This window comes from Streptomyces sp. ISL-43 (genome assembly GCF_018614195.1).
GTDB lineage: Bacteria > Actinomycetota > Actinomycetes > Streptomycetales > Streptomycetaceae > Streptomyces.
Genome location: NZ_JAGGOT010000062.1, coordinates 85,346 through 110,220, shown reverse-complemented (window position 1 = coordinate 110,220; position 24,875 = coordinate 85,346). Strand labels below are relative to the sequence as shown.

At 72.6% G+C, this 24,875-nt stretch carries 20 protein-coding genes; 6 read left to right on the top strand and 14 right to left on the bottom strand.

What is annotated here, in order from left to right; translation table 11 throughout:
- The first annotated feature begins 41 nt into the window (after window positions 1–41).
- On the top strand, window positions 42–2,267 hold the full coding sequence (locus J7F03_RS32325) for a penicillin acylase family protein (RefSeq protein ID WP_214955831.1): 2,226 nt from the start codon (window positions 42–44) through the stop codon (window positions 2,265–2,267).
- Entirely contained in the window at window positions 2,264–2,875 is a 612-nt protein-coding gene (locus tag J7F03_RS32320) for a GNAT family N-acetyltransferase (RefSeq protein ID WP_214955829.1), read from the top strand. The genes J7F03_RS32325 and J7F03_RS32320 overlap by 4 nt, the downstream gene beginning before the upstream one ends.
- Here the strand turns inward: J7F03_RS32320 and J7F03_RS32315 are convergent.
- Entirely contained in the window at window positions 2,835–3,638 is an 804-nt protein-coding gene (locus J7F03_RS32315) for an alpha/beta hydrolase (RefSeq protein ID WP_308380046.1), read from the bottom strand. The genes J7F03_RS32320 and J7F03_RS32315 overlap by 41 nt on opposite strands.
- A gap of 146 nt (window positions 3,639–3,784) precedes the next feature.
- On the opposite strand from J7F03_RS32315, the gene J7F03_RS32310 reads away from it, so the two are divergent.
- From J7F03_RS32310 to J7F03_RS32300, 3 genes are read left to right on the top strand one after another with little or no spacing between them, the layout of a single operon-like run.
- Window positions 3,785–4,609, top strand: coding sequence for a helix-turn-helix transcriptional regulator (locus J7F03_RS32310; protein WP_214955827.1), 825 nt, complete (start codon window positions 3,785–3,787; stop codon window positions 4,607–4,609).
- Window positions 4,606–4,842, top strand: a complete 237-nt coding sequence (locus J7F03_RS32305) for a DUF397 domain-containing protein (RefSeq protein ID WP_214955825.1) — start codon at window positions 4,606–4,608, stop codon at window positions 4,840–4,842. Before J7F03_RS32310 ends, J7F03_RS32305 begins: the two co-directional genes overlap by 4 nt.
- Window positions 4,843–4,902: 60 nt before the next feature.
- Complete coding sequence (locus J7F03_RS32300; RefSeq protein WP_214955823.1) at window positions 4,903–6,780, top strand: protein kinase; 1,878 nt, start codon at window positions 4,903–4,905, stop codon at window positions 6,778–6,780.
- A 75-nt stretch (window positions 6,781–6,855) separates the two neighbouring features.
- Here J7F03_RS32300 and gatB read toward each other — a convergent pair whose 3' ends face one another.
- The 12 genes from gatB to J7F03_RS32240 all read right to left on the bottom strand — a co-directional run bounded on the left by gatB (window position 6,856) and on the right by J7F03_RS32240 (window position 22,619).
- Window positions 6,856–8,364 carry an Asp-tRNA(Asn)/Glu-tRNA(Gln) amidotransferase subunit GatB gene (gene gatB / locus J7F03_RS32295; protein ID WP_214955820.1) on the bottom strand — a complete coding sequence of 503 codons (1,509 nt, stop codon included), beginning with the start codon at window positions 8,362–8,364 and terminating at the stop codon, window positions 6,856–6,858.
- Between the two features lie 15 nt (window positions 8,365–8,379).
- A complete protein-coding gene (locus J7F03_RS32290; protein WP_214955818.1) occupies window positions 8,380–8,625 on the bottom strand; it encodes a hypothetical protein in 246 nt (81 codons plus the stop codon).
- Window positions 8,622–10,124 carry an Asp-tRNA(Asn)/Glu-tRNA(Gln) amidotransferase subunit GatA gene (gatA, locus tag J7F03_RS32285; RefSeq protein ID WP_214955816.1) on the bottom strand — a complete coding sequence of 501 codons (1,503 nt, stop codon included), beginning with the start codon at window positions 10,122–10,124 and terminating at the stop codon, window positions 8,622–8,624. The genes J7F03_RS32290 and gatA overlap by 4 nt, the downstream gene beginning before the upstream one ends.
- A gap of 4 nt (window positions 10,125–10,128) precedes the next feature.
- Complete coding sequence (gene gatC, locus J7F03_RS32280) at window positions 10,129–10,425, bottom strand: Asp-tRNA(Asn)/Glu-tRNA(Gln) amidotransferase subunit GatC (protein WP_007266718.1); 297 nt, start codon at window positions 10,423–10,425, stop codon at window positions 10,129–10,131.
- Window positions 10,426–10,616: 191 nt separating this feature from the next.
- Window positions 10,617–11,081 (bottom strand): nucleoside 2-deoxyribosyltransferase domain-containing protein, encoded by a 465-nt coding sequence (locus J7F03_RS32275; protein WP_214955814.1) that lies wholly within the window; start codon window positions 11,079–11,081, stop codon window positions 10,617–10,619.
- Window positions 11,078–13,285 carry a bifunctional diguanylate cyclase/phosphodiesterase gene (locus tag J7F03_RS32270; protein ID WP_214955812.1) on the bottom strand — a complete coding sequence of 736 codons (2,208 nt, stop codon included), beginning with the start codon at window positions 13,283–13,285 and terminating at the stop codon, window positions 11,078–11,080. The genes J7F03_RS32275 and J7F03_RS32270 overlap by 4 nt, the downstream gene beginning before the upstream one ends.
- 433 nt (window positions 13,286–13,718) lie before the next feature.
- The gene (gene ligA, locus J7F03_RS32265) at window positions 13,719–15,929 is read right to left on the bottom strand and encodes an NAD-dependent DNA ligase LigA (RefSeq protein ID WP_214955810.1); all 2,211 of its coding nucleotides are present in this window, start codon (window positions 15,927–15,929) and stop codon (window positions 13,719–13,721) included.
- Window positions 15,930–15,960: 31 nt separating this feature from the next.
- On the bottom strand, window positions 15,961–16,950 hold the full coding sequence (locus J7F03_RS32260) for a methionine synthase (protein ID WP_214955808.1): 990 nt from the start codon (window positions 16,948–16,950) through the stop codon (window positions 15,961–15,963).
- Window positions 16,947–17,636, bottom strand: a complete 690-nt coding sequence (locus J7F03_RS32255) for an SDR family oxidoreductase (RefSeq protein ID WP_214955806.1) — start codon at window positions 17,634–17,636, stop codon at window positions 16,947–16,949. The genes J7F03_RS32260 and J7F03_RS32255 overlap by 4 nt, the downstream gene beginning before the upstream one ends.
- A gap of 100 nt (window positions 17,637–17,736) precedes the next feature.
- Window positions 17,737–18,081, bottom strand: a complete 345-nt coding sequence (locus J7F03_RS32250; protein WP_214955804.1) for a DUF1330 domain-containing protein — start codon at window positions 18,079–18,081, stop codon at window positions 17,737–17,739.
- Between the two features lie 100 nt (window positions 18,082–18,181).
- A complete protein-coding gene (locus J7F03_RS32245) occupies window positions 18,182–21,565 on the bottom strand; it encodes a S8 family serine peptidase (RefSeq protein ID WP_214955802.1) in 3,384 nt (1,127 codons plus the stop codon).
- A gap of 61 nt (window positions 21,566–21,626) precedes the next feature.
- Entirely contained in the window at window positions 21,627–22,619 is a 993-nt protein-coding gene (locus J7F03_RS32240; protein WP_214955800.1) for a GlxA family transcriptional regulator, read from the bottom strand.
- Window positions 22,620–22,719: 100 nt separating this feature from the next.
- On the opposite strand from J7F03_RS32240, the gene J7F03_RS32235 reads away from it, so the two are divergent.
- Entirely contained in the window at window positions 22,720–23,625 is a 906-nt protein-coding gene (locus J7F03_RS32235; RefSeq protein ID WP_214955798.1) for an NADP-dependent oxidoreductase, read from the top strand.
- Between the two features lie 56 nt (window positions 23,626–23,681).
- On the opposite strand, the gene mnmA is transcribed toward J7F03_RS32235, so the two are convergent.
- Window positions 23,682–24,818: a tRNA 2-thiouridine(34) synthase MnmA gene (gene mnmA / locus J7F03_RS32230; RefSeq protein ID WP_214955796.1), complete on the bottom strand. Its 1,137-nt coding sequence runs from the start codon at window positions 24,816–24,818 to the stop codon at window positions 23,682–23,684.
- Window positions 24,819–24,875: the final 57 nt, after the last annotated feature.

Here is a 24,875-nt window from a genome sequence, read left to right as displayed (position 1 = left end):
GCACCCCTGCCTTCCCTCTATAGTTAGGGCAGCCTAACCTAATGCACTTGGGGAAGAGTGTGAGCCTTGTGAGCACCACGGACGACGGATACAAGGGCGACGACGAGTACGAGCTCTACCGGGACATTTGGGGTATTCCACACCTCCGCGCCCCGGACCCGCTCCGTCTGTCCTACGCCCAGGGCCGCACCACCGCCCTCGACCGCGCCTGGCAGCTGGAGATCGAGCGCCTGCGCGCCGAGGGCGCGAGCGCTTCCCTCCTCGGCGCCGACTCGGTCGCCTGGGACCGCTTCGCACGCCAGAGCCGTCTCGCCGACACCGCGCGCCGCTGCCACGAGGCGCTCGACCCGGAAACCGCCGACTGGGTCCGGGCGTACGTCGCCGGGGTCAACGACGGGCTCGCCTCCGGTGCCGCCCGCGACGCGCGCTTCGCGAACGCCCCCGAGCCCTGGGAGCCCTGGGTCCCGCTCGCCATCTGGATCTCCACCCACATCCTCTTCGCCGGCTTCGCCACGAAGCTGTGGCGCGAGCGCGTGGCCCGCGCCCTCGGCGACGAAGCCGCCACCCTCTTCGCCACCGACGGCCCCGGCACGGCCGGCAGCAACGGCTGGTTGGTGCCGGGCGACCGGACCGCCACCGGATCGGCGATCATCGCGGGCGACCCGCACCGGTTCATCGAGAACCCGGGCGTGTACCAGCAGATACGTATCGCCTGCCCCGAGTACGACGTCCTCGGCCTCGCCGTCCCCGGCGTCCCCGGCATCGCCCACTTCGGCCACACCGGCAGCGTCGCCTGGGCCATCACCAACGCCATGGCCGACTACCAGGACCTCTACGCCGAGCGGTTGCGGCACCTGGCGGACGGCCGGATCGAGGCCCTCGGCCCCGACGGCGCCTGGGAACCCGTCGAGCGCCACACCGAGACCATCGCGGTCGCCGGAGCGGAACCGGTCGAGGTGGAGGTACTGGAGACCGCGCGCGGCCCCGTGATCGTCCGGGAGTACGACGAGGCCGGCGTGAGTGGCGCGGCCGGCGCGGCCGGCGTGAGTGGCGTGAGTGGCGAGGCCGGCGTGAATGGCGAGGCCCGCGCCGGCGCCGCGAGCAGCGAGGAAGACGCGAGCGGCCCGGAAGGCGGCGGCCGGACCCTCTCGCTGCGCTACCCGCCCCGCGTCCGCCGCGACCTCGGCTTCGCCGCCCTGCCCGCCCTCCTGCGCGCCCGGACCGTCGCCGACGTCGACGCCGCCCTGGACGGCTGGGCCGAGCCCGTCAACGTCGTCCACGCCGCCGACACCGAGGGCGGCCTGCTGCACCGCGTCGCCGGGGCCGTCCCGCTGCGCGACCCCTCCAACCGGCTGCGCCCGGTCCCCGCTTCGGACGCCCGCCACGCCTGGCAGGGCTGGGCGAAGACCCCCGCCGAGCCGGTGCAGGGCTTCGCCGTCATGGCCAACGCCCGCGGGATCGCCTCGCCGCTGGGTGTGGAGTTCGCGCCGCCGCACCGCGCCAACCGCATCCGAGAACTGCTCTCCGGATCGGCGGACTGGTCCCCGAAGTCCATGGCCGGCGTACACGCGGACACGCACCTCGCCTCCGCCGCGCCGCTGCTCGCCCTGCTGCCCGCGCTCGACGGCCTCTCCCCCGCCGCCGCCGCGCTGCGCACCCGGCTGCTCGGCTGGGACCGGCACATGGACGCGGACAGCACCGACGCCACCGTCTTCTCGGCCTTCCGGGCGGCGACCGTACGCCGCTTCGCCGCCGACCCGGTTTTCGCCGGCCTCGCGGACGCCCCGGGCGGCCCGGAGGTGTTCCACCCCTGGCTGTACCTGCTCCCCCGCGTCGGCTACGCCCTGGAGGGCCTGCTCACCACCGCCCTCCTGCCCGCCCTGGACCGCGCCGGGCACGTCCGCGCCGCCTTGGAGGAGACGGCGGCCACGGGCGCTCCCGACACCCCGTGGTCCGAGGTGCACCGCCTCGCACCCTGGTCCGCGCTGCCGGACCCGGACACCGAGTGGCCGGGCCTCGGCGGCGACCACGACTGCGTCAACGCCACCTCCACCGTGCCCGGTTTCACCGACCTCGCCTCCCGCGCCTCGGCGGCCCGCTACGTCTGGGACCTGGCCCGCCGCGAGGACAGCCTCTGGGCGGTACCGCTCGGCGCGGACGGCGTCACCGACAGCCCCCACCACCTCGACCAGCTCCCGCTCTGGGCCCGCTGCGAACTCGTCCCCGTCGTCACCGACTGGGCACGCCTCACCAAGGAATCGGCATGAGCACCTGGCCCGCCACCCGGCAGCCCGTCCACACGCACCTCATCGAGGGCTTCGGCACCGTCACCCTGACGCCCGTCGACCCGGTCGCCGACTCCGGGCTGATCCACTCCTGGGTCACCGAGGAGCGGGCCGCCTTCTGGGGCATGGGCGGAGCCAGCCGCGAGCTGGTGCGGGAGATCTACGAGGACGTGGACCGCCGCACCACCCACCACGCCTACCTGGCACGGCGCGAGGGGACGCCGGTCGCGCTGTTCCAGACGTACGACTGCGCGGAGGACCGGGTCAGCGAGTGCTACGAGGTCCAGCCCGGGGACATAGGCGTGCACCTGCTGATCGCCCCCGACGCGGGCACCGTCGAACAGGGCTTCACGGCGGCCCTGTTGACCGCGTTCATGGCGTACGTCCTCGCCGACGGCACGACCCGCCGCGTCATCGCCGAGCCGGACGCCCGCAACGACAAGGCCATAGCCCGTCTGCGGCGCACCGGTTTCGCGCTCGGCCCGGAGGTGGAGCTCCCGGAGATCGACCTCCCCGAGGTCTACCTCCCGGCCAAGCGGGCCCGCCTCCTCATCCTCGACGTGTCGGGAGCTCTGCCAGAAATCCGGTGACCAGCGCCGCCCACTCCTGCGGGCTCTCGGCGAACGGCAGGTGCCCGGTGGCCAGTTCCGCCCATCGGGCACCGGGCAGCGCGTCGGCCACCTCCCGCTGGACATCCAGCGGTACGAGGCGGTCGGCGGTGGTCGCGATGACGAGCGCGGGTACGTCGATCCGCGCGAGGTCGGCGCTCAGGTCCGCCCCCTTCACCAATGCGGCGTGGTCCCCGCCGCCGGGCGGGAAGGACGCGGCGGTGGCGCGGACGGCCGCCTCCACCTGTTCGTCGGTCAGCCCCTCCAGCGCCCGCGGGCTGAGGGTGAGCGGCACGAGGAGCCGCGCGAGCAGCTCGCTCTCCTCGCGCCGGGCCAGCTCCGACCACAGGTCGGTGATGAGCCCGAGCCACTGCCCGGCCCGGGCGAAGGTGGCGGTGAGCACGAGCGCGGTGACCCGTTCGGGGTAGCGGGCGGCGATGCGCACGGCGACGTTCCCGCCGAGGGAGTATCCGAGGACGGCGAACCGCTCCAGCCCCTCGGCGTCGGCGGCGGCGACCAGCTGATCGGCGAGTTCGTCCAGTTCGAGCGGCTGCGTGGCGCGCGGGGTGGAACCGGTGCCGGGGTAGTCGACGCCGACGACGGTGTGGCCGGCGGCCAGGGTGTCGAGGATCGGACCGAAGTTCGACTCGATGGATCCGCCTCCGCCATGGGCGAGGAGCAGGCCGGGCCCGCCGCTCCCCTTGCGGACGGTGCGGGCATAAGTGCTGGTCAGTGTGGTGCTCACGAAAACTCCCCTGATTTCCGTAGCGGTCGCTACAGAAAGAAACGTACCCGATTTAACTAGCGATCGCTACAGAACTCTGGATTTTGTACGGGCGCTGTACGGGTCGACGGTGCGTCAGCCCCCGCCCGGCCGGGGATGTCGCAGGCATGGCAGACGACAACAAGCCCCAGAGGAACGTCTCTTGGCGGGTCCTGGGCGCAATGGCCGCGCATTTCCGCAGGCAGTCGGATTACACCCAGGCGAGCCTGGCCGAGTACCTGCACACCGACCCGGAGACGATCGGCTCCATGGAGCAGGGCCGCCGGCTCCTCCAGCCGCGCATGGCGGCGACCCTCGACGAACTGTTCGAAACGGGCGGCCTGTTGAGCATGTCACTGGCGAAGATCCCGAAGCGGGAGCGGTACCCCGCCTTCGCGATCGACTTCATCACCCACGAACGGGACGCGGAGAGCCTGTTCTCGTACCAGAACTCGGTGATCCCGGGGCTGCTCCAGACCCCGGAGTACGCGGCGGCCGTCTTCGGCTGCCTCTACCCGCCGCTCACCCCGGAGGAGATCGAGGTGCAGACGGCCACCCGGCTGGCCCGGCAGACCATGCTGGCGCGCAAGCCGTGGCCGCCGATGATGCACTACATCCTGGAGCAGTCCGTCCTGGAACGCCCCATCGGAGGCAGGGAAGTCCTCATGGCCCAGCTCCGCCACCTGCGTGAACTGACCGACCTCCCCTTCCTGGGACTCCAGATCATGCCCACTGGGCGCGAGAGCCACGCGGGTCTGGCCGGCCCCATGGTGCTGCTCGAGACCGGTGACCATGACCAGCTCGCCTACTTGGAAGGGCAGGGCGTCAGCTTCCTGCTGGACGACCCCGAGGAGGTCCATCCGCTGAATCTCAAATATGGGATCCTGCGGAACCAGGCGCTGTCCATGGAGGACAGCAGGGGCCTGCTGGACGACCTGCTAGGAGAGTCATGACCCACGAACTGACCTGGTTCAAGTCGAGCTACAGCGGCAGCGAGGGCGGCGACTGCCTCGAAGTCGCCTACCACTGGCGGAAGTCGAGCTACAGCAGCGACGAGGGTGGCGACTGCGTGGAGATCGCCGCCCACACCGCCGCCGTGCACGTCCGCGACTCCAAGGTCACCGAGGGTCCCGTCCTGACCGTGGCCCCCGCCGCCTGGGCCGCATTCGTCACCGCCGCCGCTTGACCATCCCCCTCCCGCGCCGGGAAGCTGATCCCCACTCAAACACTTGGCGCTGGGGGGAAATTGACCAGCCAGAATCTGCACATCGGACCGGACTCGGCGGCAGACCGCTACCGACTGCTCCGGTCCATCGGGCGCGGCGGGGAGGCCGTGCTCTACCTCGCGGAGATCGAGCTCGCCGGCGGAGCCGAACCGGTCGTCGTGAAGGTGCTCGACTCCAAGACCACGATCACCCCGGACGTCTTCGAGCGCATCAGCCAGAAGTGGAACGAGCAGGCGGAGCTGCTGCGCTTCGTCCACCGCCCGGGGGTCGTGGGCGTACGGGAGCACTTCGAGGGGCCTCCGATCCACCGGCCCGGAGAGTCCGGGACGCTGTCCGGGCGGGCCCTCGTCCTGGTCATGAACCATGTCGACGGGCTCGACCTGCGGGACTGGCGGGCCGAGCGGACCCTCGCCACGGCCGCCGAGCGGCGCGAGGTGATGCGCACGCTGGAGCAGCTGGCCGACGTACTGGACTGGCTGCACTCGGGGAAGGCCACCCCGTCCGGGCGCCAGGTGATCCACGGTGACCTGTCCCCCGGCAACGTCATGGTCGATGCCTACGGGCAGGCGACCCTGGTGGACTTCGGCCTCAGCAAGCTGACCGCCGACCACCAGACCGCGGAGGTCTGGTTCACCCCCGGCTACGCGGCCCCCGAGGTCTTCGACGGCAAGCGGACCCCGGGCGCGGACCGGTACGCCTTCGGGGCCATCGCCTACTTCCTGCTGAGCGGGGAATCGCCGCCCGCGACCCCGGAGTTGTTGGCGCAGGCCCTCACCGGGCTGCCGCAGATCGCCGTGCTGGACGCGGAGCAGCGGGCGCGGATCACCTCCATCTACGCCTCCGACCCGCTGAAGCGTCCGGTGAACCTGGCGGGCTGGATGAAGGACGTCCGGCACGCGGTGGTGTCCACGACCACGTCCACCTCGCAGCGGGCGGTCCCGGTCGCGGCTCCGGCCCAGGCACCGGCCCAGGTCCCGCCGAAGCCCGCGGCCCCGCCCCAGCCGTCGGCCGCCCCGCCGTCCGCCCCGCCCGCGGCGCCACTGGCGGCCCCGGCCGTCCCGGCGGCGGCCCCCGCCGCGCCCCCGGCGCAGCCGGTGTACGCCCCACCGCCCACCGAACCGGTGTACACCCCGCCGCCGGTGCAGGCGAGCGTGCCGGAGGGGTACGGTCCCGCGCCGGCCGTCTCCCGTACGGAGCCGCTGCCCGCACCGCCTCCCCCGCGCAAGAAGCGGCGGACCGGACTGGTGCTCGGGGCGGTGCTCGCGGTGCTGGTGGTGGCAGCCGGCGCGGTGGTCGGCGTAAAGCTGCTCGGAGACAAGAAGGACGCGGACGGCGCGAACACGGCGAGCGGCGGGGACAAGGCGGCCGCGTCCTCCCCGGCCCCCGAGAGCCCGACGCCCACCCCGAGCCCGAGCCCGACGCCCAGTCCGTCGAAGTCCACGTCCGACGGCCCGACGACCCAGCCCACGGCGACGGGTTCCCAGCCCCCGTCGGGAGTGGCGCCGGGCGTGAAGGCCGCCGACCTGACCGTCATGGCCCCGGTCAAGGACCTCGGGGGATTCAAGGTCGGGCCCGCCAAGATCAACACCAAGCAGTACGGAGCCGCGTTCATCCAGGAGCGCAGCTGCGACTTCGACGCGTACACGGAGTTCGACCTCAACCGCGAGTGGAAGTCGCTGGAGTTCACCGCGGGGATCGACGACGGCTCGCAGAACGAGAAGGGACGGGTCAGCATCTCGCTCGACGGTCAGCCCGCCGCTTTCTCCGAGCTCGTGGAACTGGGCAAGCCGATCACCCACACGGTGGACGTGAGCGGCGCCCTGCGGCTGCGCGTCAAGGTGGACAAGGGCTGCGACAACGGCACGGTCGTGATCGCCGCCCCCCAGCTCAAGCGGTAGCCCCGGCGCGCCGATACCACGGCGGCCCCGCACCGGTTCTCCGGTGCGGGGCCGCCGTGCGTTGCGTACGGGGAACTACTCGGAGACGCCCAGGCGCTCCAGGATGAGCTCCTTGACGCGCGCAGCGTCGGCCTGGCCGCGGGTGGTCTTCATGACCGCTCCGACCAGCGCGCCGACCGCCGCGATCTTGCCGCCGCGGATCTTGTCGGCGATGCCCGCGTTGCCCGCGATGGCCTCGTCCACGGCCGCGCCGAGCGCGCCCTCGTCCGAGACGACCTTCAGGCCGCGCTTCTCGACGACCTCGTCCGGGGTGCCCTCGCCGGCGAGCACGCCTTCGAGGACCTGGCGGGCGAGCTTGTCGTTGAGCTCACCGGCCGCCACCAGGGCCGCGACGCGCGCGACCTGGACGGGGGTGATGGGCAGCTCGTCGACGACGACGCCCTGCTCGTTGGCGTTGCGCGCCAGCTCGCCCATCCACCACTTGCGGGCGGCAGCCGAGTCGGCGCCGGCCTCGATGGTGGCGACGATGGAGTCCACGGCGCCCGCGTTGAGGATCGACTGCATGTCGTGCTCGGTGACGCCCCAGTCCTGGAGGAGGCGGTTGCGGCGCACGCGCGGCATCTCGGGCAGGCCCGCGCGCAGCTCCTCGACCCAGTCGCGGGCCGGGGCGATGGGCACCAGGTCGGGCTCCGGGAAGTACCGGTAGTCCTCGGCGTTGTCCTTGATGCGGCCGGCCGTGGTGGAGCCGTCCTCCTCGTGGAAGTGCCGGGTCTCCTGCACGATCGAGCCGCCGGAGGAGAGCACCGCCGCGTGGCGCTGGATCTCGAAGCGGGCGGCGCGCTCGACGGAGCGCAGCGAGTTGACGTTCTTCGTCTCGCTGCGGGTGCCGAACTCGGACTCGGGGGTCGGGCGCAGCGACAGGTTGACGTCGCAGCGCATCTGGCCCTTGTCCATGCGGGCCTCGGAGACGCCGAGCGCCTTGATGACCTCGCGCAGCTCGGCGACGTACGCCTTGGCGACCTCGGGGGCCCGCTCGCCGGCGCCCTCGATCGGCTTGGTGACGATCTCGATGAGGGGGATGCCGGCGCGGTTGTAGTCCAGCAGGGAGTGGGACGCGCCGTGGATGCGGCCGGTGGCGCCGCCGACGTGCAGCGACTTACCGGTGTCCTCCTCCATGTGGGCGCGCTCGATCTCCACGCGGAAGATCTCGCCGTCCTCCAGCTGGACGTCCAGGAAGCCGTTGAAGGCGATGGGCTCGTCGTACTGGGAGGTCTGGAAGTTCTTCGGCATGTCCGGATAGAAGTAGTTCTTCCGGGCGAAGCGGCACCACTCGGCGATCTCGCAGTTCAGCGCGAGACCGATCTTGATGGCGGACTCGATGCCGATCTCGTTGACGACCGGCAGCGCGCCGGGCAGCCCGAGGCAGACCGGGCACGTCTGCGAGTTGGGCTCGGCACCCAGCTCGGTCGAGCAGCCGCAGAACATCTTGGTCTTCGTGCCGAGTTCGACGTGGACCTCGAGGCCCATGACGGGGTCGTACGACGCGAGGGCGTCCTCGTACGACAGCAGTTCAATGGCAGTCACAGTGGAAATTCCCTCTCAGCCCAGCAGGACGTCGTCGTCGCCGAGACGCTTGAGCTCGCGGTACAGGATCGCGAGGCCGGTGACGATGGCGGCGGCGGACACGACGGCGTCGATCAGCTTCAGCGTGTCTTGCTCGGTGCGGGCCTTCTTGACCTGCTTGATCACGCTCAAGGCGCCGAAGGCGGTGGTGCCGATCGACAGGTAGGTGCCGGTCTTGGACTTCTTGAAGCCCTTGGCCTTGGACAGTGCACTGGTGCTCACAGCGACGGTGCCTCCTCAAGCAGCGGGTGTCCCCAGCGCTCGATGAAGGCCGCCTCGACGGCGGCACCGACCTTGTAGAGCCGGTCGTCCTTCATCGCCGGGGCGATGATCTGCAGTCCGACCGGGAGACCGTCCTCCGGAGCCAGGCCGCAGGGCAGCGACATGGCGGAGTTGCCGGCCAGGTTGGTCGGGATGGTGCACAGGTCCGCGAGGTACATCGCCAGCGGGTCGTCGGTGCGCTCACCGATCGGGAAGGCGGTGGTGGGCGTGGTCGGGGAGACGATCACGTCGACCTGCTCGAAGGACTTCTCGAAGTCCTGCGTGATGAGCGTGCGGACCTTCTGGGCGGAGCCGTAGTACGCGTCGTAGTAGCCGGAGCTGAGCGCGTACGTGCCGAGGATGATGCGGCGCTTGACCTCGTCGCCGAAGCCGGCTTCGCGGGTCAGGGCGGTGACGTCCTCGGCGGACTTGGTGCCGTCGTCGCCGACGCGCAGGCCGTAGCGCATGGCGTCGAAGCGGGCCAGGTTGGAGGAGCACTCGGACGGCGCGATCAGGTAGTACGCGGCCATCGCGAGGTCGAAGGACGGGCAGTCCAGCTCGACGATCTCGGCGCCGAGCTCCTTGAGGAGGGCGACGGACTCGTTGAAGCGCTGGACGACGCCGGCCTGGTAGCCCTCGCCGGCGAACTGCTTGACCACACCGACGCGCATGCCGGCGACGGAGCCGTTGCGGGCGGCCTCGACGACCGGCGGGACCGGGGCGTCGATGGAGGTGGAGTCGAGCGGGTCGTGGCCGGCGATCACCTCGTGGAGGAGCGCGGCGTCCAGGACCGTACGGGCGCAGGGCCCGCCCTGGTCGAGGGAGGAGGAGAAGGCGACCATGCCGTAGCGGGAGACGCCGCCGTAGGTGGGCTTGACGCCGACCGTGCCGGTGACGGCGGCGGGCTGGCGGATGGAACCGCCGGTGTCCGTGCCGATGGCGAGCGGGGCCTGGAAGGCGGCCAGCGCGGCCGCGGAGCCGCCGCCGGAGCCGCCGGGGATCCGGGTGAGGTCCCAGGGGTTGCCGGTGGGGCCGTAGGCGCTGTTCTCGGTGGAGGACCCCATGGCGAACTCGTCCATGTTGGTCTTGCCGAGGATGACGACGTCGGCTTCCTTCAGCTTGCGCGTCAGGGTGGCGTCGTAGGGCGGGATCCAGCCTTCGAGGATCTTCGAACCGACGGTGGTCGGAACCCCGACGGTGGTGAAGATGTCCTTGAGGGCGAGCGGTACGCCGGCCAGCGGGCCGAGCTTCTCGCCGCGCTCGCGCTTGGCGTCGACGGCGCGCGCCTGGGCAAGCGCACCCTCGCGGTCGACGTGCAGGAAGGCGTGGACCTTCTCGTCGGTCGCCTCGATGCGGGCCAGGTGGGCCTCGGTGACCTCGACGGCCGTGAGGACGCCGGAGGCGATCTTCTCGGCGGTCTCGGCGGCCGTGAGCCTGATGATGCTCTGCGTGTCGGTCATGTTGTTAGTCCTCCCCCAGGATCTGCGGCACCTTGAAACGCTGCTGCTCCTGGGCGGGAGCGCCGGAAAGCGCCTGCTCGGGGGTGAGCGACGGACGGACCTCGTCCGCGCGCATGACGTTCGTCAGCGGCAGCGGGTGGGAGGTCGGCGGGACGTCTTGGTCGGCGACCTCGGAAACGCGGGCGACCGCGCCGATGATGTCGTCGAGCTGTCCAGCGAAGTGGTCGAGCTCTTCGCTCTTCAGCTCCAGACGTGCCAGCCGAGCGAGGTGGGCGACCTCCTCGCGCGTGATGCCAGGCATGCAGCGATCCTCTGGGGGTGGTGAGTGTGTAGGTTTCGCTGCCAATCCTATGGGGCCCGGCCCCCACCCGACGCAACGGTTTCCTCCGGGGGCGGTACGAAGCCTCCAGCGGGGGCCGATTCCACCCCGGTCCGGTCCCTCCGCGGGGCTCCCCCGGCCGCTGCCGGGGGCCGGTCCCCGCAGGGCAGCGGTCAGCCGGTCAGCGCATCACGGGCCGCGGCCAGTGTGGCCGACAGGGTGGGGTGGACCGTGAGGTCCGGGCGGGCCAGCCGCAGCTGGGTGCGGACGTCCGCGGCGCGGGGGTAGCCCGGGTCTGCGCCGACGACCAGACGGCGGCCCGCGGTCGCCGCGGCCGCGCCGAGTTCGTACAGGGTGATCGGCTGGACCGTCAGCGACGCATCGCATGCCGGGAACCAGAACAGCGTCACGTCGGCCAGCCCCAGGTGCCGGTACTCCCACGCGATCTGGATGTCCGTCTGCGAGGGGTCGGACACGTCGAAGTCCGTCCGGCGCGGGTTGAGGACGACGAAGTCGGCCAGCGCCCGCGCCGCCGCCGCCTGCCACGGCGGGCAGTGCGTGATCCCGCCCGCCAGGAAGACCGACGGCGGGTCGCCCGGGGCGGGCCGGTGCACCGCCGGTGCTTCGACGTATCTCACTGGGTCCGCGCCGCGGCCGTCTGCGCCGCCGCCTCCGCCGCCAGTTCGGCCGTGATGTCCGCCGGGCGGCGCCAGCCGCGCTCGCCGCGGGCCAACAGCCAGGCCGTGGCCTCCTGCGGGGGCATCGCCGCGGCGACCAGCCAGCCCTGGACGGCATCGCAGCCGAGGTCGCGCAGCCGCTCCCACGTCTCGTCGTCCTCGACGCCCTCCGCGACGACCAGCAGGCCGAGGGAGTGCGCGAGGTCCACCGTGCAGCGGACGATCTCCGCGTCCTGGGCGTCCACCGCGAGCCGGGCCACGAACGACCGGTCGATCTTCAGCTCACTGACCGGCAGCCGCCGCAGGTGGACGAGGGAGGAGTAGCCCGTACCGAAGTCGTCCAGGGACATCTTCACGCCGTGGCCGGTCAGCCCGGCCATCGTGTCGGCGGCCCGCTGCGGGTCCTCCAGCAGGACGTGCTCCGTTATCTCCAACTGCAGTCCGCTCGCCGGGACCCCGTGCCGGGCGAGGCGCGCGGCCACCGCGCCGGCGAAGCCGGGGGTGTGGACGTCGCGCGGCGAGACGTTGACGGCGACGGGGACCTTGAGGCCCTGGGCCCGCCACCGGGCGACCTGCGCGAGCGCGGTCTCCAGTACGTATTCCGTCAGGTGCGGCATCAGCCCGGAGGTCTCCGCGATGGCGATGAACTCGTCCGGGGAGACCCGCCCGCGCTCCGGGTGCACCCACCGCACCAGTGCCTCGAGGCCGGCCACCTGGCCGTCGAAGCGGACCTTCGGCTGGTAGTGCAGCTCCACCTCGCCGGCGTCGAGCGCCCGCCGCAGGTCACCCAGCAGGCCGAGCCGGTCGGGCGTGTTGCTGTCGCGCTTCGACTCGTACACCTCGACGCCCGTGCGGTCCCGCTTCGCCTGGTACATGGCGACGTCGGCGCGGCGCAGCAGCCCCTCCGCGTCAAGCGCGTGGTCGGGGAAGACGGCGAGGCCGGCGCTGGCCTCCAGGACCAGGGTCAGGCCGTCCAGGTCGAGGGGTGAGCTGAGCTCGGCGACGAGGTGGCGGGCGACGCGCTGGGCGCTGGTGGTGGAGTCGGCGATGGGCAGCAGGACGGCGAACTCGTCGCCGCCGAGCCGGGCCGCCTCGGCGTCCTCCGGCAGGGCCTGTTGGAGCCGGTCCGCGATCTGCAGGAGCAGCCGGTCGCCGGCGAGGTGGCCGAGGGTGTCGTTGACCGCGCGGAAGCGGTCCAGGTCGATCAGCACCAGCGCCGAGCGGGTGCCCAGACGTTCAGCCTGGTCGAGCGCGCTCCAGGCCCGCTCCAGCAGCCACTGCCGGTTCGGCAGCCCGGTCAGCGGATCCCGCAGCTGCTCCTCGGCGCGGGCGCGGGCGATCCACAGCGTGGAGTCCAGGGCGATCAGGGGTACGGCGAACAGCGGCAGCAGGACCGGCTGCGATTCGGCGACCACGCAGATCAGCGGGGCGATGCCGAGGAGGGCGACGGCCACCAGCGCTTGGCGCACCAGCGCGGTGCGGGCGACGGTGGGCAGTCCCCCGCCGCGCGGGGCGAGCGCGAACCACAGCAGGATGCGGGTGACGAGCAAGTAGGCGAGGGCGACCATGATGACTTCGGGGACCGCGTCGGCCTCCCAGCCGGTGGGCTTCCACGGGTGTTCCACGGACGGCGCCTCGCCGAAGGCGGCGAGTACGAGGGCGCCCGCGCCGATGCCGAGGATGTCCGTGGAGCCGTGCAGCAGGCCCTGGCGCCAGCGGTGCCGGCGGGCGGCGCCGACGAGGGTCACCACGGCGAGCGAGACGAGGCCCGCGGGGACCCATCCGTACAGGATGAGGACGCCGAGGGTCAGGGCCGCGCCCGATCCGGTGCCGCCCCACCACCGGTCGCGGCCGAGGGCGACGAGATGGCCGACGATGATGCCGGTGAGCAGCGCGAGCGCCCAGCCGACCGCGCCGCCGGGGAACAGGGCGTGACTGCTTGTCAGCGCGGTGACGATGCCCACGGCGAGCACCGCGGCGGCGAGACCCATGACGACGAAGGGCAGCGCGAGGCGCCCTCGCTCCGCTCCGCCCGCGCCCGTTCCCGTGTCGAGCGGTCGGGATTCCGATGTCCTGGCGCCCAGGACACCGAGCCGGCCCGTCCGCATGGACGGGCGCACCCCGCCGAATTCTGGTGACGGGTCGGCGCTTTCGGTGGGTTTCATGCCCGTCCCTCTCACAGCCGGCGATGCCGATGTCACGCGATGGCCCCGATGTCATGCCATCACGACTGGAAGCGCATCAAGCAGCCGTGCACGACGGGCGCACCCCTCAACAGTAGGACGCGAGAGGCACCCAGGGGCAGCGGTCGGCGGCGGTTGCCCGAATACGACCCAGCCATCCTCATCAGTACGGTATCCGCCGAACGGGTGAGTTTGGACCAGGGCCCTCCAGATCACCCGTCCGATGATCCGACAGCCCACGGCCCGCGACCAGCCATGTACCGGCCTCGGTTCAGCCCTGTACCGGCCGTTCGGCTCCGGATGCCACCTCCGGCCGCGCCTGGCGTGCGCCCGCTCGTACGGCCGCACGCCACGCATCCGTTCACCTTCGCCACTGCCCCGCGACGGCTACCGCGGACGCGGTCCCTCCAGGTACTTACTCCCCTCCGGTGGCGCCGTCCACCGGGAGCGCGGCCTCGCGCGCCGCCTCCGGGCCCTGTTCCAACAGGACGGCGAATCCGGCGTCGTCGAGGATGTGGAGCTTCAGCTGCACGGCCTTGTCGTACTTGGAACCGGGGTTGTCGCCGACCACGACGAAAGAGGTCTTCTTCGACACGGAGCCGGTGACCTTGGCGCCGCGGCTCTGCAGGGCCTCCTTCGCTCCGTCGCGGGTGTGGCTCTGCAAAGTGCCGGTGACGACGACGGTCAGCCCCTCCAGCGGGCGCGGCCCCTCCTCCTCGCCGGAACCTTCCTCCTCCATCCCGACACCGGCCGCCCGCCACTTGCGCAGGATCTCCTGGTGCCAGTCGACGGCGAACCACTCCTTGAGGGAGGCCGCGATGATCGCCCCGACCCCGTCGGTGGCGGTCAGCTCCTCCTCGGTGGCCTGCTCGATGCGCTCGATGGAGCGGAACTCGCGGGCAAGGGCCTCCGCCGCGACCGGTCCGACGTGACGGATCGACAGGCCGTTGATGATGCGGGCGAGCGGGCGGTCCTTGGCGGCCGCGATGTTCTCCAGCATCGACAGGGCGTTCTTCTTCGGCTCGCCCTTCTGGTTGGCGAAGACCGTGACGATCTTCTCCTCGCCCGTCTTCGGGTCCCGCTTGGGCAGCCCGCTGTCCGGGTCCAGGACGTAGGCCTTGATGGGGAGCAGCTGCTCGATGGTGAGGTCGAAGAGGTCGCCCTCGTCCAGCAGGGGGGGCTGGGCCGGCTCCAGCGGGCCGGTCAGCGCGGCCGCCGCCACCATGCCGAAGTTCTCGATGTCCAGGGACTGCCGGCCGCCCAGGTAGAAGAGCCGCTCGCGCAACTGGGCGGGGCAGGTCTGGGCATTGGGACACCGGACGTCGATGTCCCCCTCCTTCATCGGCCGCAGCGCCGTCCCGCACGCGGGGCACTCGGCCGGCATCACGAACTCCCGCTCGCTGCCGTCCCGCAGGTCCACCACCGGGCCGAGGATCTCGGGGATGACGTCGCCCGCCTTGCGCAGGACGACGGTGTCCCCGATGAGGACGCCCTTGGCCCTGACGACCTCCTGGTTGTGCAGCGTCGCGAACTCGACCTCCGAGCCCGCCACCGTCACCGGCTCCACCTGCGCGTACGGGGTCACGCGCCCGGTGCGGCCGACGCCGACCTTGATGTCGATCAGCTTGGTGTTGACCTCTTCGGGGGCGTACTTCCAGGCGATCGCCCAGCGCGGGGCGCGCGCGGTGGAGCCGAGCCGGCCTTGGAGTGCGATCTCGTCGAGCTTGACGACGACCCCGTCGATCTCGTGCTCCACCGAGTGCCGGTTCTCGCCGAAGTCCGCGATGAACCCCCGGACCTCGGCGAGCGAGGAGACCACCTTGTTGTGCCGGGCGGTGGGCAGACCCCACTCCCGCAGCAGCTCGTACGCCTGCGACTGGCGCTCGATCTCGAAGCCCTCGCGGGCGCCGATGCCGTGCACCACCATGTGCAGCGGACGGCTCGCGGTGACCTTGGGGTCCTTCTGACGCAGCGAACCGGCCGCGGCGTTGCGCGGGTTGGCGAAGGGCTTGCCCTCGGCCTCCACCAGCCTGGCGTTGAGCTCCTCGAACTTCTCCATCGGGAAGTAGACCTCGCCACGGATCTCGACCAGGGCCGGGATCCGGTCGCCCTTCAGGCGGTCCGGGATCTCGGCGATGGTGCGGACGTTGGGCGTGATGTCCTCGCCGGTGCGGCCGTCGCCGCGGGTGGCGGCGCGGGTCAGGCGGCCGTTCTCGTAGGTGAGGTTGACGGCGAGGCCGTCCACCTTCAGCTCGCAGAGGTAGTGGTAGTCGGAGGTGTTGGCGTCCCGGGCCACGCGCTCGGCCCAGGCCGCCAGTTCCTCGTCGTCGAAGGCGTTGTCGAGGGAGAGCATCCGCTCGCGGTGCACGACGGAAGCGAAGTCCGTCTGGTACGCCCCGGCCACCTTCTGGGTGGGCGAATCGGGTGTACGCAGCTCCGGGTACTCCTCCTCCAGCGCCTCCAGGGAGCGCAGCAGCTTGTCGAACTCGGCGTCGCTGACGACCGGCTGGTCGTTCACGTAGTACCGGAAGCGGTGCTCCTCGACCTGCTCGGCGAGCAGCGCGTGCTGCTCGCGCACCGCCGCCGCTACGGCCGTGTCGCTGCCCTGCTTCTGTTCGGCTGCCATGCCGTGTCCTCCCGTGGCCCGTCCTGATCCATCACTCAGGGTTGTCGGCGAGCGACCTCGCCGCCCTGACGCAGTGCGCCTGAACGGCGCGCGCGTAGGCGGGCGAAGCGCCCGCCAGTCCGCACGACGGAGTGACCACGACGGACTCCGCCAGAGTCCCCGGGGTCAGCCCCAGCCTGCGCCAAAGCTTCCTGACACCCATGACGCTACCGCCCGGGTCTGACAACGGGCCGTCGGTGCCGGGCACCACTCCGGCGAAGAGTTTCGTACCGCCTTCGACGGCTTCCCCGATGACGTCGTCCTCGCGCTCGGTGAGCAAGGAGAAATCGAACGACACGCCCGAGACGCCGGCTCGCCGCAGCAGGCCGAAGGGCACCTCGGGCGCGCAGGAGTGGACGATGACCTCCCCGTCGTGGACGGCGAACAGCTCCCGCAGCGTCCCCTCGACGACCTGCCGGTCGACGGCGCGGTACGTGCGGTAGCCACTGGCGGACCGCACCCGCCCGAGCAGGACCGAGGTGAGCGAGGGCTCGTCGTACTGCAGCACGATCTCGGCGCCGGGGATGCGCTTGCGGACGTCGGCCAGGTGCTCGCGCACCCCTTCGGCCAGCGAGCCGGCCAGGTCCCGGCAGGCGCCGGGGTCCTGGAGCACGGCCTCGCCGCCGTGCAGCTCCAGGGCGCCGGCCAGCGTCCACGGCCCGACCGCCTGGACCTTGAGCTTCCCCTGGTACCCCTGGGTGAACTCCTCCAGGGCGTCGAGGTCTTCGCCGAGCCAGGAGCGCGCGCGCTTGCTGTCGCGGCCGGGGCGGTCGCTGATGCGCCAGCCGCTCGGCTCCACGTGCGCGTACATGTCCACGAGCAGGCCGAGGGAGCGGCCGATCATGTCCGAGCCGGGTCCCCGGGCGGGCAGCTCGGCGAGGTACGGGAACTCCTCGAAGGACCCGGTGACGGTCCTGGCGGATTCGCGGGCGTCACCGCCGGGGAGCGAGCCGACGCCGGTGGCCCCGCCGGCGGCACTCATCGGCCGGGACTGACGGAGAGGTCGCTGACCACGGCGTCGCGGGGCAGGTCGACGGCCATCACGATGGTCGTCGCGACGGACTCGGGGTCGATCCAGTCGGCGGCGTCGTAGGACTCGCCCTCCTGGGAGCGGACCTTTGCCTGCATGGGGGTGGCGGTGCGGCCGGGGAAGACGGAGGTGACGCGGATGCCGTGCTCCTTCTCCTCCGCCCGGAGCGAGTCCGCGAGGGCCTTGAGGCCGTGCTTGGAGGCGGCGTACGCGCTCCAGTCGGCGTGGGCGGCGAGGCCGGCGCCGGAGTTCACGAAGACGACGGTCGCGTGGGAGGCCCGCAGGGTGGGGAGCAGCAGGCGGGTCACCTCGGCGGGGGCGATGAGGTTGACGTTGAGCTGCTGGTGCCAGGTCTTGGGGCGCAGCTCGCCGACGGGGCCGAGGTCGACGATGCCGGCGATGTGCAGGAGGGAGTCGATGCGTTCGGGGATGGGCTGCTTGGAGAAGGCCCACGACAGCCGGTCGGGGTCGGCGAGGTCCCCGACGAGCGCGCGGGATCCGGGGTACCGGTCGGTGAGCTGCTTGCCGCGGGCGGCGTCGCGTGCGAGCAGGACGAGGTCGTCGCCGCGGGCGTGCAGGCGGTCGGCGACGGCGGCGCCGATGCCGGAGCCGGCGCCGGTGATCAGGTGAGTGGCCATGCCTCCCATGCTCGCAGGTGCCCCGCCCCCACCGGCCCGCCGTATCCGCCCGCGCCGCCGCGGCCGTCTCGGGGGCCCGGGGGGCTTGGGGGGCTTGGGGTCAGAGGCCCGCCGCTTCGCGGAGGGCGGCGGCCGTCTTCGAGGCGTCGTAGTCGGCGGGGACGCCGTCGACGAGGATGATGTCCCCCGCGATGTGGTCGGCGCGCAGCGGGATCAGCGCCTGGTAGGCGGCGGAGGCGTACCAGGCGCGGGCACCTTCGAGGTCCGGGAAGGCGATCATGACGATCGTGCCGGGCCAGGTGCCCTCCATGACCTCGACCTCGCGGCCGTGCACGATGAAGCGGCCGTCGAAGGGATCCATGGTGGCCTGGATCTCCTCGATGTAGCGCAGGATGTCCTCGTTCATGGTCTCGGGGCGTATGTGGGCGATGGCGTAGGCGGTCATCTCGGGCCTCATCTTCGGTGCGGGATCGGCTTGTTGATCCGATCCTGCCCCCCGACGACCCCGAAGGCGATTACCTCCGGGGTCATCGGCGGGTGTGGTGTCAGCCCGCGAGGTAGGCGCGGATGACGGTCACCTCCGCCTTGTTGCCCGTCCGGTCGGTGACGGTGGCCCGCAGGGAGACCGTCCCGCCCTTCGCCGGGGTCCGCACGGCGACCTCGCCGTCCTGCACGCGCAGCGGGTGCCAGGTGTGGCCCTCGTCGTAGGAGACCCGGACGCGCAGGGAGGCCGGGGCCGCGGCCGCCGGGCCCTGCACGGTCACCGGGAACGTCACCGTCCGGCCGGCCGGCAGGGTGCCGTCCAGCGCCGGGCGGGCGTCGAAGCGGACCACCGAGACCGGGAGCGCGGTCGGCCCGTCCGTCTGCTTCGAGCGGAACCACCAGGTCGCGGTGACCTCCGAAGAGGTCCCGGAGAGCTCGGGGCGCACCCGCGTCGTCGTGGTCAGCTCGTACGCCGCCTCGCCCGCCGGGACCGCGAACGGCCCGCTCGACGCCAGCGGGGCCTCGCTGCGGCCCGCCACCACGCCGTCGCGGCGCAGGACCGTGCTGCCGGTGGCGGCGTAGACGTCGCCGACGTGGTTCGCGCCGTCCGCCAGCAGCGGCACGGAGCCCGTGATCGAGTCGCCCTCGCGGAACACCCCGTGGACGGCGTCCGCGCGGGGCGCGAAGACCGCCGTGTTGAAGTGCTCGCGGTAGGTGCGGCCGCCCGTGAACGTGCGCCCGCTCTCCGCGGAGTACGTCGCCTCCTCCAGCGGGAAGCCGTTCCCGTCCTGGCCCGCGCTCTGGGTGAACGAGAGGTCCCACGTCACCTTGTCGACGGTCGACACGTACACCGTGCTCGTGGTCGGCAGCGGCCGCCGGAACGACAGCGAGGTCGCGGAACGGCTGTCGGGGAGGTTGCCGATCGCCATGAGCGAGCCCTCCTTGCCGGGAGCCGAGGCGCCCTGGCCGATCTTGAGGGCCGCCAGGTCGCGCGGCTTCAGGTGCCGGGTGTAGCCGGTGGCGAGGCTCCGTACCGGGCTGCCCAGCACGGCGTGGTACTCCGCCGACGCGCCGTCCTGCCAGTGCACGTCCCACTGCTGGCTGAGCGCGCCGGCCTCGGCCCGCGGACCCAGGTGCCGGGTGCGGAACCCGGTGAGCGAGTCGAGCCAGAAGCCGAAGCCGTACTCCTCGCCGCCCTCGCGCAGGGTGTACGTCGGCATGGCGAACTGGGCCTCGGCCGACTTCGACGGGACCGTGATGTCCACCGGCCGGGTGGTGCGCGCGTCGAGCGTCACCGTGGTGTCGCCGGCGATGTCGAGCTGCGGCTGGACGATCCAGTCGGCCCTCTTGGTGAAGTCCAGCGGGTCGACGACGAGGGACGCGTCGAGCAGGTAGCCGCCCTTGGGGACGCGCAGGGTGACGGTGCCGGAGGCGTCGTACGCCTCGAAGCGCCGGGCCGCCGCACCGCCCTTGGTGCCCTGGAGGGTGGTGCCGTAGTCCTTGGCCGGCTTCCCGTCGCGTCCGACGTGCCGGAGCGTCAGGTCGTAGGACTCGGTCTCGCGTTCGACGACGGCGGCCGTACGCACGCTCTGGCCGCCGCCGGTCGCGGTGGCGGTCGCGTACGCGCTGTACATGCCGTCCACCGCCCCGCCGGGGCGGGTGTCCACGGTCAGCGCGGTCTCGGCGGTGCCGCCCGCCGGCACGGTGAGCTGCCGGGCGCCGAGGGTGAAGAAGCCCTCGGGCGCGGGCTTGCCGTCGGGGCCGCTGCCGGTGACGGCGAGGTCGAGGGTGACGGGCGAGCCGCCGAGGTTCCGGTAGGTGATCTTCCGCGACTGCGGGGTGTCGTCCGCGTGCGGCCAGCGCTGCTCGTCGAAGGCCAGCGCCCCCTCCTGGGCGACCACGCTCTGGCCGAGCGCGGTCTCGACGGCGATCCGGCCGGTGCCCTGCTGATACGGGGTGTACGCCGTCCCCTCGGCGGAGGCGCTCAGCGCGCCCTTGAGCTCGGCGCCCTTCCAGGCCGGGTGCTGCTGCTTGAGCAGGGCGGCGGCGCCCGCGACGTGCGGGGTGGCCATGGAGGTGCCGGAGATCGTCAGGTAGCCGGCCGGGTCCTGGCCGGTCTCGCGGTCGATGACGCTGCCGGGGGCGGCGGCCGCGGTGATGTCGACGCCGGGCGCGGTGACGTCCGGTTTCACGCCGCCGTCGCCGATGCGCGGGCCGGTGCTGGAGAAGGGGGCGAGGACCTCCGCGTCGTCGACGGCGCCGACGGTGAGCGCGGCGTTCGCGCTGCCCGGGGAGTCGACGGTGCCGGGGCCTCGGCGGCCGCGGTTGCCGGCGGCGACGGCGAACAGCACGCCCTTCTCGGCGCTGAGCTTGTCGACGGCCGCTTCGAGGGGGTCGAGCTGGGCGGTGTCGGGGGCGCCGAGGCTGAGGTTGACGATGTCGGCGCCCTGGGCGACGGCCCATTCCATCCCGGCGAGGATCCCGGAGTCGTCGCCGGAGCCGCGGTCGTCGAGGACCTTGCCGTTCAGGAGCTTCGCGCCGGGGGCGACGCCCTTGAAGGCGCCGGCCGAGCCGGAGCCCGTACCGGCGGCGATGGAGGCGACGTGCGTGCCGTGGCCGAAGTGGTCCGCGGCGTCGGCGGCCCTGGAGAAGTTCGCTTCGGCGACGACCTGGCCCGAGAGGTCGGCGTGGGTGGCGTCGATGCCGGTGTCGAGGACGGCGATCTTGACGCCGGCGCCGTCGTACCCGGCGGCCCAGGCCTGGCCGGCGCCGATCTGCCGGGTGCTCTTGTCGAGGGTGGCGGTGCGCACGGCGTCGAGCCAGACCGTCGCGATGCCGGGGGCGGCGGCACGGCGGCCGGTGTCCCGCCCGGGGTCGGTGAGCGCCTCCCAGACGGCGGCGGCGTCCCGGGGGGCCGCGCTGACGGCCTCGGCGTCGAGGGTGGCGTACGTCCGGGTGACGTCGAGGCCGTCGGCGGCGCGCAGGGCGGACCGGGCGGCGGTGGCCCCGCCGGCCTCGTAGCCGACGATCAGCCGGAGCCGGCCGTCGCGGCGGCCCTGGTACTCGGGGCGGCCCAGCTCGGTGACGTCGAAGAGCCGGGGGTCGAGCTTCCCGGCGCGGATCAGGGGCTGGGCGTCGTACGGCAGGACGCTGGTGCGGCCGTTCTCGCGGCGCAGCGAGACCGGTATGTGCTCCCGGCCCGCGGCGCGTTCGAGGGCGATGGGCTCGCCGCCGGCGTCGAGGACGACGCGGTCGCCGGTGATGAGGGTGACGCGGGTGGCCGAGGCCGCCGGCGCGGCGGATGCCGCCGGTTGCGCGGATTTCGCGGCGGCGGAGCTCGGTGCGGGCGCGGCCGAGGCCGGGGTGGTCAGCCCCGCCGCGAGCGCGAGAGCGGCGGCCGCGGCGACCGAAGCCGCCGCCCCCGCCCTGCCGTGGTGGTTGCGCACGTAGTTCCCCCTGAGAGAAGAGTGCAGGAACCAGGCAGTATGCCGACGGAGTGACGGGCCATCAATGCTCTGTAGTCGTAAGGGAGTTGGGCTGGAATGTGCGGCGGTAGCCGATCGGGGAGACACCCAGTGCCGTCCGCATGTGCTGGCGCAGGGAGTTGGCGGATCCGAAGCCGGACCGGTGGGCGACCAGGTCGACGGGCAGGTCGCTGGACTCCAGCAAGTGGCGGGCCACTTCGAGGCGTTGGCCGGTGAGCCACTGGACCGGGGTCATGCCCACCTCGTCGCGGAACCGCCGGGTGAAGGTGCGCAGGCTCATGCGGGCGTGAGCGGCCAGTTCGGCGAGCGCGATCGGCTCGGCGAGGCGTTCCAGGGCCCAGGCGCGGGTGGCGGTGGTGGTGGCGATCGTGGGCTCCGGGACGGGCCGGTCGATGTACTGGGCCTGGCCGCCGTCGCGCCACGGCGGTACGACGCACAGCCGCGCGGCCCGGTTGGCGACGGCCGTGCCGTGGTCCCCGCGGATCAGGTAGAGGCAGAGGTCGACCCCGGACGCGACGCCCGCCGAGGTGAGGATGTCGCCGTCGTCGACGAAGAGCACCTCCTCGTCGAGCTTGACCTGCGGGAAGGCCCGCTGGAACTCGGGCGCGTGCACCCAGTGCGTGGTCGCGGCCCGGCCGTCGAGCAGTCCGGCGGCGGCCAGCACGGTGGAGCCCGTGCAGATGGACACGATCCGGGTGCCGGGCCGGATCGCGGCCAGGGCGTCCGCGATCGCGGGCGGCAGCGGGGCGCCCCGCATCAGCTCGTCCATGGCGTGGGTGGGCGGGACGACCACCGTGTCGGCGGCGGCCAGCGCCTCGGGCCCGGAGGAGACCCCGATGGTGAAACCAGCGTCACTGGTCACGGGCGCGCCGTCGGCGGTGCAGACGGTCACCTCGTAGAGCGGCTTCCCGGCCTCGTCGAGGGCATTGCCGAAGACCCGGGAGGGGATGCCGAGCTCGAACGGGGGAACCCCTTCGAGAGCGAGTACGGCGATTCGGTGCGGGCGCGGGGTCATGGCCAGATCCTGTCACATGGTGGCCGTACGGCCAATGCCATGACCCCGCTCCGGAGCCGAAGCTGGTTCCACAACACCGGACACACCTGAGGAGAAAAACATGCGCGCCATCGTCGTCAGCCAGTGGGGCGGGCCCGAGGCACTGACCGAAACCGAAATGGAGCGGCCGGAGCCGGGCGTCGCCGAGATCCTCGTGCGGGTGCGCGCGGCCGGCGTGAACCCGGTCGACTGGAAGACCCGCGCCTCGGGCGGCCTGATCTCCTGGGGCGCGGTCCCGGTGGTCGGCTGGGACGTCTCCGGCACGGTCGAGGAGGTCGGCCCCGGCGTGACCCTGTTCCAGCCGGGCGACGAGGTCTTCGGCATGCCGCGCTTCCCGCACCAGGCGAGCGCCTACGCCGAGTACGTGACGGCCCCGGCCCGGCACTTCGTGCGCAAGCCGGCGAACATCGACCACATCGGCGCGGCCGCGCTGCCGCTGGCGGCCCTGACCGCCTACCAGTCGCTGGTCGACACGGCGGGCCTCGAGGCCGGACAGCGGGTCCTGATCCACGCGGCGGCGGGCGGCGTGGGCCACCTCGCCGTGCAGATCGCCAAGGCGTACGGGGCGTACGTGATCGGCACCGCCAGTGCCGGCAAGCACGAGCTGCTGCGCTCGCTGGGCGCGGACGAGCTGATCGACTACCGCTCGGCCGACTTCGCCGAGGCCGTCGGCGAAGACGTCGACATCGTGCTGGACTCGGTCGGCGGGGACTACGGGCAGCGCTCGCTGGCGGTCCTCAAGCCCGGCGGGCACCTGGTGACCCTGCCGAGCCCGGACGACGTACCGGCGGACGCGCCCGGCGTACACACCGGCTGGACCCTGGTGGAGCCGGACTACGCGGGCCTCAAGGCCGTCGCCGCGCTGGTGGCGCAGGGCAAGCTGCGGCCGCTGGCCGAGGCCGCGAAGGCGCACGAGATCGGCGAGCGCGGGCGCACCACCGGCAAGATCGTGCTGACGGTGGCCTGAGCACCGGAGCCCTGCCGGAGCGCCGGGGCTCCGGGTCCCAGGGCTCCGGTCCGCGCCTAGACCGCCGCGGTGGTGGCCCGGGTGGTCGCGGAGATCGTGGCGGAGCCGACCACGCGCGTGTCGTCGTAGAGCACGATCGCCTGGCCGGGGGCCACTCCGCGGACCGGCTCGGTGAAGGAGACGCGCAGCTCGCCGTCCACGAGCTCGGCGAAGACCTCGGTCTCGCCGCCGTGGGCGCGCAGCTGCGCGGTGTACGTGCCCGGCGCGGCGGGGGCTCCGCCGCACCAGCGGGGGCGGATCGCGGTGAGGGCGGTGACGTCGAGGGCCTCGACGGGGCCGACGGTGACGGTGTTGTTGACCGGGGAGATGTCGAGGACGTAGCGCGGCTTGCCGTCGGGGGCCGGGTGGCCGATCCGCAGGCCCTTGCGCTGGCCGATGGTGAAGCCGAAGGCGCCCTCGTGGGTGCCGACCTTCTCTCCGGTGGCCTCGTCGACGATGTCGCCCTCGGCCTTGCCGAGGCGGCCGGCGAGGAAGCCCTGGGTGTCGCCGTCGGCGATGAAGCAGATGTCGTGGCTGTCGGGCTTCTTCGCGACGGCCAGGCCCCGCTCCTCGGCCTCGGCGCGGATCTCGTCCTTGGTGGTGAGGGTGTCGCCGAGCGGGAAGAGCGCGTGGGCGAGCTGCTTCTCGTCCAGGACGCCGAGGACGTACGACTGGTCCTTGGCCATGTCGGAGGCGCGGTGCAGCTCGCGCGTGCCGTCGTCGTTCAGGACGACGGTGGCGTAGTGGCCGGTGCAGACGGCGTCGAAGCCGAGGGCGAGGGCCTTGTCGAGCAGTGCCGCGAACTTGATCTTCTCGTTGCAGCGCAGGCAGGGGTTCGGGGTGCGCCCGGCCTCGTACTCCGCGATGAAGTCCTCGACGACGTCCTCGCGGAAGCGCTCGGCGAGGTCCCAGACGTAGAAGGGGATGCCGATGACGTCGGCCGCGCGGCGGGCGTCGCGGGAGTCCTCGATCGTGCAGCAGCCGCGGGCGCCGGTCCGGAAGGACTGCGGGTTCGCGGAGAGCGCGAGGTGGACACCGGTCACGTCGTGCCCGGCTTCGACGGCACGGGCGGCGGCGACGGCGGAGTCCACTCCGCCGGACATGGCGGCCAGGACGCGGAGGGGGCGGGGGCTGCTCGGCAGGTTCTCAGTCATAGCACCGTCCAGGGTACGGGGGAACCGGGCGGGGTCACAGCGCGTTATCGGTGGCAG